This window comes from Bradyrhizobium sp. UFLA06-24 (genome assembly GCF_054967145.1).
The window spans coordinates 120,171-126,345 of record NZ_JADFUE010000020.1 but is presented as its reverse complement, the minus strand read 5'-3'; the positions used below and the strand labels follow the sequence as shown (position 1 = coordinate 126,345).

The window sequence follows — 6,175 nt, the reverse complement described above, 5'->3', positions numbered from 1 at the left end:
AGCAGGTCCCGTGATGCTTGTAGAAGTCCCCCACCCGGCGGAAGGCCGTCGACCGGCCGGCCTTTACCTCCTCATACTCCGCGATCAGAAAACGCCACTTCGTAACGTAGTTCCGCTCAATCGTCCGATCAAAGGTGTTGTCTCGCATCGGAATCCTCCCTGAACAGGATGAATTCGATCAGCGAATTAGTGAACATGCACAGCAATGACGAGGAGAGAGAGTCGGAGTCTTTACTCCGCCGGCACGATGCTCGGCGCCAGGATCACTTCGAGATGCTCCGGGCGGTCGCGGTTGACGTCCGCGAGATAGTCGTCGGCGACCTTGCGCAGACGGCGGCTGAGCTCGGCGGAGACGCTGATGCTGTCGAGCCTGGTGTTTTCGTGCACGATGGCGATGATCGCATTGATGTGGTGCGTGAACAGCTCGGCCGGGACCTTCTCGAGATCCGGCGCATGCTCGATGATGCGGCAGAGGCTCTCGGCGACGCCCGCCGCGGCCGGAAAGCCAAACGTCGCGGCGTCGCCCTTGATGTCGTGCGCGGCGTGGAATAGCTCGTCGCGCCGTTCCTTGGTGAAGCCCTCGTTGCGGATGGCGGCATGGGCGGCCGACAGCCGGTTGACCTCGGTCGTCATCCAGTCCTTGAACTCGCTGGAGAGGCCGGCCAGCGCCTGCTCGGCGCGGCCAATCGGATCGTCCATGTCCTTTTCTTCGACACGGCGCAGCACCTTGCGCAGCGGATTGGGCTGCGTGATGACGTGATGCGTGGCAAAGGCCTTGACCTCGATGTCCTTTGCGCTGTTCTTCGCCATGATGCCTGCCTCGTGGTGTGAGACGTCTGCGCTAGATGGAGGAGCGGGCCTTGTCGAGCAGCGAGGGCTGCTGGAGCACTTCGTGCTTTTCGCCGACGCGGCGCTCCGGGCCCATATAGGCGGAGTTGGTGTTGCGACGCCGGTCCGGGCCGAAATAGGTCTTGGTCTTGATGAAGGGGCGGGGACTGGCGACCACGTTGAGAATGCGCTGGTAGAGGCCCTTGGCCGAGATCGGTTTGGCCAGGAATTCAGTGACGCCGGCATCGCGCGCGACGGTGACGCGGCGCTTCTCGGAATGCCCCGTCAGCATGATGATCGGCGCGTAGGGGTTGCCCTTGGATTCCGGCTGCCGGATCATCTGTGCAAGCTCGAGCCCGTCGAAGATCGGCATCGCCCAATCGGTGATGACGATGTCGGGCACGTAATGGCTGTACATTTCGAGCGCCGTCGCGCCGTCCTCGGCCTCATAGACCTCTCGCGCACCGAACGAATGCAGCAGCGTCCGCAGGATGCGGCGCATATGCGGATTGTCGTCGCAGACGAGGAAGCGCAGCTTGTTGAAGTCGATACGGAACATGACGTCCGGGCCAAAGCGGTCAACGGGTGTTAACCATATCGCGCCGGAGGTTAATGAAGGGTTGCGACCGGGCCTCCGACAGGTGGGCCGGGAGGGGGGCTCAGTACCCGAACTGCTCGCGCAAAATGCGCTCTTCCAGGCTGTGGCCAGGGTCGAACAGCATGCGCATCGAGATGCTCTTGTCGGAGAGAATCTCAACGCGTCGGACCCTGCGGACTTCCTCGTGGTCGGCGACGGCCGCAACCGGACGCTTGTCGTCCTCCAGCACCTCGATCACGACATAGGCCGTGTTGGGCAGCAGGGCGCCGCGCCAGCGCCGTGGCCGGAAGGCGCTGATCGGCGTCAGGGCCAGCAGCGCCGCGTTGATGGGCAGGATGGGACCCTGCGCCGACAGATTGTACGCCGTCGAGCCTGCCGGCGTCGCCACAATGACCCCGTCGGCGATCAGCTCGGGCATGCGCTCGCGCTCATCGATCAGGATCCGCAGGCGCGCCGCCTGGGAGGTCTGCCGGAACAGGTAGACCTCGTTGATGGCGTGGTGCAGGTGAACGCGGTCGTTGACGTCGGTCGCGCGCATCAAGAGCGGATTGATCTCGGATTCATGCGCCGCCGCGAGCCGCGCGCGGAGATCGTGTGCCGAGTATTCGTTCATCAGGAAGCCGACCGTGCCGCGGTGCATGCCGTAGATCGGCTTGCCCGAGCGCATGTGGTGGTGCAGCGTCTGAAGCATCAACCCGTCGCCGCCAAGTGCGACCACGACGTCGGCCTCCTCAGGATCGCAATTGCCGTATTGCGACGTGAGCTGGTGGAAGGCGGCCTGCGCTTCGTTGCTCGGGCTGGCGACGAAGGCGATCCGGTCGTATCGCGATGGCTTGGTCATGGGCTTCCAGGCAGGTGCCGCTGGCTCGAGAAAGTTCCGCCGAGGTCGTCTATACGACCTCGGCCTCCATTGTCGAGGATCACCGGCCGGCAAGGCAAATGCCCGCGAGCCCGGTGTTACGTCCGGAGGGCAAACCGGGGCGATGGACCCGGAAGCCGGTCTCCGGCCTCGGATCCCCAAACTGTCGCAATTGCTGGTTAAGGCCGGGGAAGGTGCGGAGCGCGGGCGGGTAGGGAGAACGATCATGGTCTTGAGCTTGCCGACGCTGCGCCGTGCGGGCCTGGTCCTGGCGGTGGCGGCATTCGCGCTCGCAGGCCTGGCGCGCGCGGACGATCCGCCTGTCTCTTATACACATCTGACGCTGCCGACGAACGATGTGTATAAGAGACAGCTCAATTTCACCGCAACTGCGGGCTCCATCCGCGTATTCGATGACAAGGGCGAGCCGCTCGCCGACATCGCCACCACGTCTTACGAGCTCGATAGCCCCGATCGCGCCACGCGCCCGGTGACGTTCCTGTTTAACGGCGGGCCGGGCGCCTCCTCGGCGTGGCTCCAGTTCGGCGCGGTCGGGCCCTGGCGGCTGCCGCTCGACGGTGAGAGGCTGTCGCCGTCGGCTTCGCCCGAGGTGAAGGCCAACGCGGAGACCTGGCTCGATTTCACCGACCTCGTCTTCATCGATCCCGTCGGCACCGGCTACAGCCGTGTCATCGCGAGAGGCGAGGATGCGCGAAAACGATTCTATTCGGTCGACAGCGACGTCAATTCGATTGCGCTCGTCATCCGTCGCTGGCTCGAGAAGCACAACCGCCTGACCTCGCCGAAATACGTCGCGGGCGAGAGCTATGGGGGCATCCGCGGGCCGAAGGTGGTGCGCCAGTTGCAGCTTAAGCACGGTGTCGGCGTCAGGGGATTGATCCTGGTGTCGCCACTGCTGGATTTCCGCGAATTCACAGGCACCAGCCTCCTGCAATATGTCGCGACCTTACCGAGCTATGTCGCGGTGGCGCGGGAAGCCAAGGGGCCGGTGACGCGCGCCGATCTCGCCGATGTAGAGGCCTATGCACGCGGCGAATTCCTGGCCGATCTCGTCAAGGGCGAGGCGGACAAGGAGGCGACCAATCGCCTCGCCGACAAGGTCGCTGGGCTGACCGGCATCGACCAGGTGGTGAGCCGCAGGCTCGCTGGGCGCTTCGATGTCGGCGAATTCCGCCGCGAACTCGATCGCAAGAACGGCATGGTGACCGGCCGCTACGACGCTTCCGTGCGCGGCTTCGATCCCTATCCGGATTCGAGCAGCTCGCGGTTCGGCGACCCCTCGGGCGATGCGCTTCAGGCGCCGCTGACGAGCGCCGCGGTTGATGTGCTCACGCGAAAACTCAATTGGCGCCCGGACGGCTCCTATGAAGTGCTCAACGGCGCCGTCGAGCACAACTGGGATTTCGGCGGCGGTATCAACCCGCCACAATCACTATCGGAGCTCCGCCAGATCCTCGCTACCGATGCAAAGCTGAACGTGCTGGTCGCCCATGGCCTGTTCGATCTTGCCACGCCTTATTTCGGCACGCAGCGGGCGCTCGACCAGCTGCCGGCTTTCGCAACATCACGGGTGAAGTTCGTCGTCTATCCCGGCGGCCACATGTTCTATTCGCGAGACGGCTCGCGTCAGGCGTTTCGCGGAGAGGTCGAGGCGCTGATCAGGGAGTAGGGCGTTTCTTGCGCGGCGGGTAGCGCCGCGCGATCTCGCGTGCCACAACGTTCGCAGGCTTGATGTCGGCGCCGGCGAGCCAGATGTCGCTGATCTTCCCGCGCTTGTCGCGGACGCGCCGCACCGGCTCGCCGTGGCTGGAATAGCCGGCCGCCCAGGCCAGCCTGCCGGTGTCCCGGCCGGTGACCTCGATCTCGGGGGCATCCATGAACGGGTTGTTGAACTGCGGATTGGCGACGAGGACGCGGTTGCCGGCGGGCACGAGGTCGGTCGCCCCCCAGATCGTCCACCAGCGGCCGGTCCAGTCGCGCACGCGCCGGTCGGGCGCGCCGCGTGTCTTGAAGACCCTCAGGATCTGCATCGCGCCGTCCATCCAGAACGGCGCCGCGCCGTCGATGGAATTGCTGAGGATGCTGATTGCGAGCTCGCAAGCGGGAATGGCGCAGGTCCGGGAGATATAGCCCTGGAAGCCACCGCCATGACCGAACCAGTCCCAGCCGTCGGTCTTGCCGGCGTTGACGCCGAGGCCGTAATAGGCCTCGAAGCTCTGCGGCACGCGCCAATGGTGTCGTGTCATCTCGCGGCGGCTCGTGACCGACAGCACGCTCTTTTTGGCGCTCGGCGCAAGCTGGGCGAAGAAACGCGCGGTGTCTGCGGCGGTGGCGACGAAGCCCGCGGCCGACGCCATCGCATGGGCGGGATTGTCGCCGGGAATCACGCAGCGCTCGCCGAGCGGCAGCTTTCGCGTGTGGCCGCGGGCGAACAGCGCGCCTTTCGGAAGCGGTGCATTCGGCTCGGTCTCGCGCAAGCCGGCCGGTTCGATGATCTCGCGCTTGATCCACGTGGAATATGGCTCCTTGGTCACCGCCTCGATGACAAGGCCCATCAGGCCGAAGCCGTGATTGGAATATTTGAAGCGCGTGCCTGGTTCGATCGCGGTCGGCAGCATCAATTCCGCAAGCAGCTCGTTCGCGTTGAGATAGGGACGGCTATCGATGAACTGACCGGAATCGGCGCCGTCGCGCGTCAGCCCGGCGCTGTGCGAAAGCACCTGCGCTATCGTCGTCTCGGCGATGTGCGGATGCAGGCCGCCGACATATTGGCCGATGGGATCATCGAGCCGGAGCTTGCGTTGCTCGCGCAGCTTCATCACGCCAGCCGAAGTAAAACTCTTGGAGTGCGAGGCGATGCGGAAGCGATGGCGCGGCGTCAGCTTCTCGCCGGTGTCGAGATTGGCGAGACCGAAGGCGTGCTCCGCAACGACCTCGCCGCGGTGGACGAAGGCGACCATGACGCCGGGCTGCTGGAAGGTGCTCTGCTGGAATTCAATCCAGGAGCTGATGTAGTCGATCGCGGATCGCAGCCAATTGTCCATTGCGCTACCAGTTTGCGAGGGAGATAGGTGCGCGAAGGCTAGCCGACATAGCAGAACGGGCACAACCGGTAAGGTTGTGCCCGCTCATTTCATGCAAAGATGCCCTGTCCTTAGTAGACGAGCGTCGCGCCGGTCGGCTTGTCGAGCGCGGCAGCCAGCGAGCGATACTCGGAGCTGTCGGTGCCGGCGAGCGAGGCGATCTTGTTCAGGTGGTATTGCGCTTGTTCTCGGTTGCCCTGCTCGAGCTGCCAGAGACCATAATACTGCCAGGTGCGGACGTGGTTCGGATCGTCCTTCAGCGCGATCTCGTAATAAATCTTCGACGATTGGTAGTCGCCGAGCTTGCGATAGGAGTAGCCGATCAGGTTCGCAACGTCGGCGACGTCGTCACGCTTGAGCTGCTTCAGCTGGCCAATCGCGTCCGTATAATCGTGCTTGTCGTAGATCGTTGTGTAAGCCGTGCGATAGGCCGCGAGGAATTTGGGGTCGCTGACGGAAGAGCTCTTCTTCTTTCCTTTTTTGGTCGAGCTATCCGACTTCGGCGGCGGCGAGGGATCGTCGCTACCGGCGGCATAGGCGCTCGTCAGCACCGGTCCGGCCGCCAGCGCCATCGAGACAAGGCCCGGTACCAGAAGCATGGAAAGTCTGCGCATCTAAGTTCTCCCGTATGGAACGTGGCGATCCTACACGATTGCCCAAAGACCGGAACACCCGGCGGGTGGAAACATTCCCGGTGGTCCCCAGCCGTTCGGCGCTCCCCGGGCAACATAACAAACTTGTCATCCAGATGAACGGAAGCCTGCAAGGCGCTTCAGAACGGGTTCA

General features: G+C 64.0%; 6 protein-coding genes. 1 reads left to right on the top strand and 5 read right to left on the bottom strand.

From position 1 onward, the window contains the following. Positions 1-231 precede the first annotated feature (231 nt). The 3 genes from IF809_RS18385 to IF809_RS18375 form a co-directional block, all read right to left on the bottom strand. Positions 232-810: an Hpt domain-containing protein gene (locus IF809_RS18385; protein WP_128965670.1), complete on the bottom strand. Its 579-nt coding sequence runs from the start codon at positions 808-810 to the stop codon at positions 232-234. Between the two features lie 31 nt (positions 811-841). Continuing rightward, entirely contained in the window at positions 842-1,387 is a 546-nt protein-coding gene (locus IF809_RS18380) for a response regulator (protein WP_008133731.1), read from the bottom strand. A gap of 100 nt (positions 1,388-1,487) precedes the next feature. Beyond that, positions 1,488-2,267 (bottom strand): NAD kinase, encoded by a 780-nt coding sequence (locus IF809_RS18375; RefSeq protein ID WP_453983276.1) that lies wholly within the window; start codon positions 2,265-2,267, stop codon positions 1,488-1,490. Positions 2,268-2,511: 244 nt separating this feature from the next. Here IF809_RS18375 and IF809_RS18370 point away from each other — a divergent pair, with 244 nt between their 5' ends. Continuing rightward, a complete protein-coding gene (locus IF809_RS18370) occupies positions 2,512-3,975 on the top strand; it encodes a S10 family peptidase (RefSeq protein WP_462838128.1) in 1,464 nt (487 codons plus the stop codon). On the opposite strand, the gene IF809_RS18365 is transcribed toward IF809_RS18370, so the two are convergent. Both IF809_RS18365 and IF809_RS18360 read right to left on the bottom strand, forming a co-directional pair. Beyond that, positions 3,965-5,350, bottom strand: a complete 1,386-nt coding sequence (locus IF809_RS18365; RefSeq protein ID WP_453983278.1) for a serine hydrolase domain-containing protein — start codon at positions 5,348-5,350, stop codon at positions 3,965-3,967. The genes IF809_RS18370 and IF809_RS18365 overlap by 11 nt on opposite strands. A gap of 110 nt (positions 5,351-5,460) precedes the next feature. Beyond that, the gene (locus tag IF809_RS18360) at positions 5,461-6,003 is read right to left on the bottom strand and encodes a tetratricopeptide repeat protein (protein ID WP_128965674.1); all 543 of its coding nucleotides are present in this window, start codon (positions 6,001-6,003) and stop codon (positions 5,461-5,463) included. Positions 6,004-6,175: the final 172 nt, after the last annotated feature.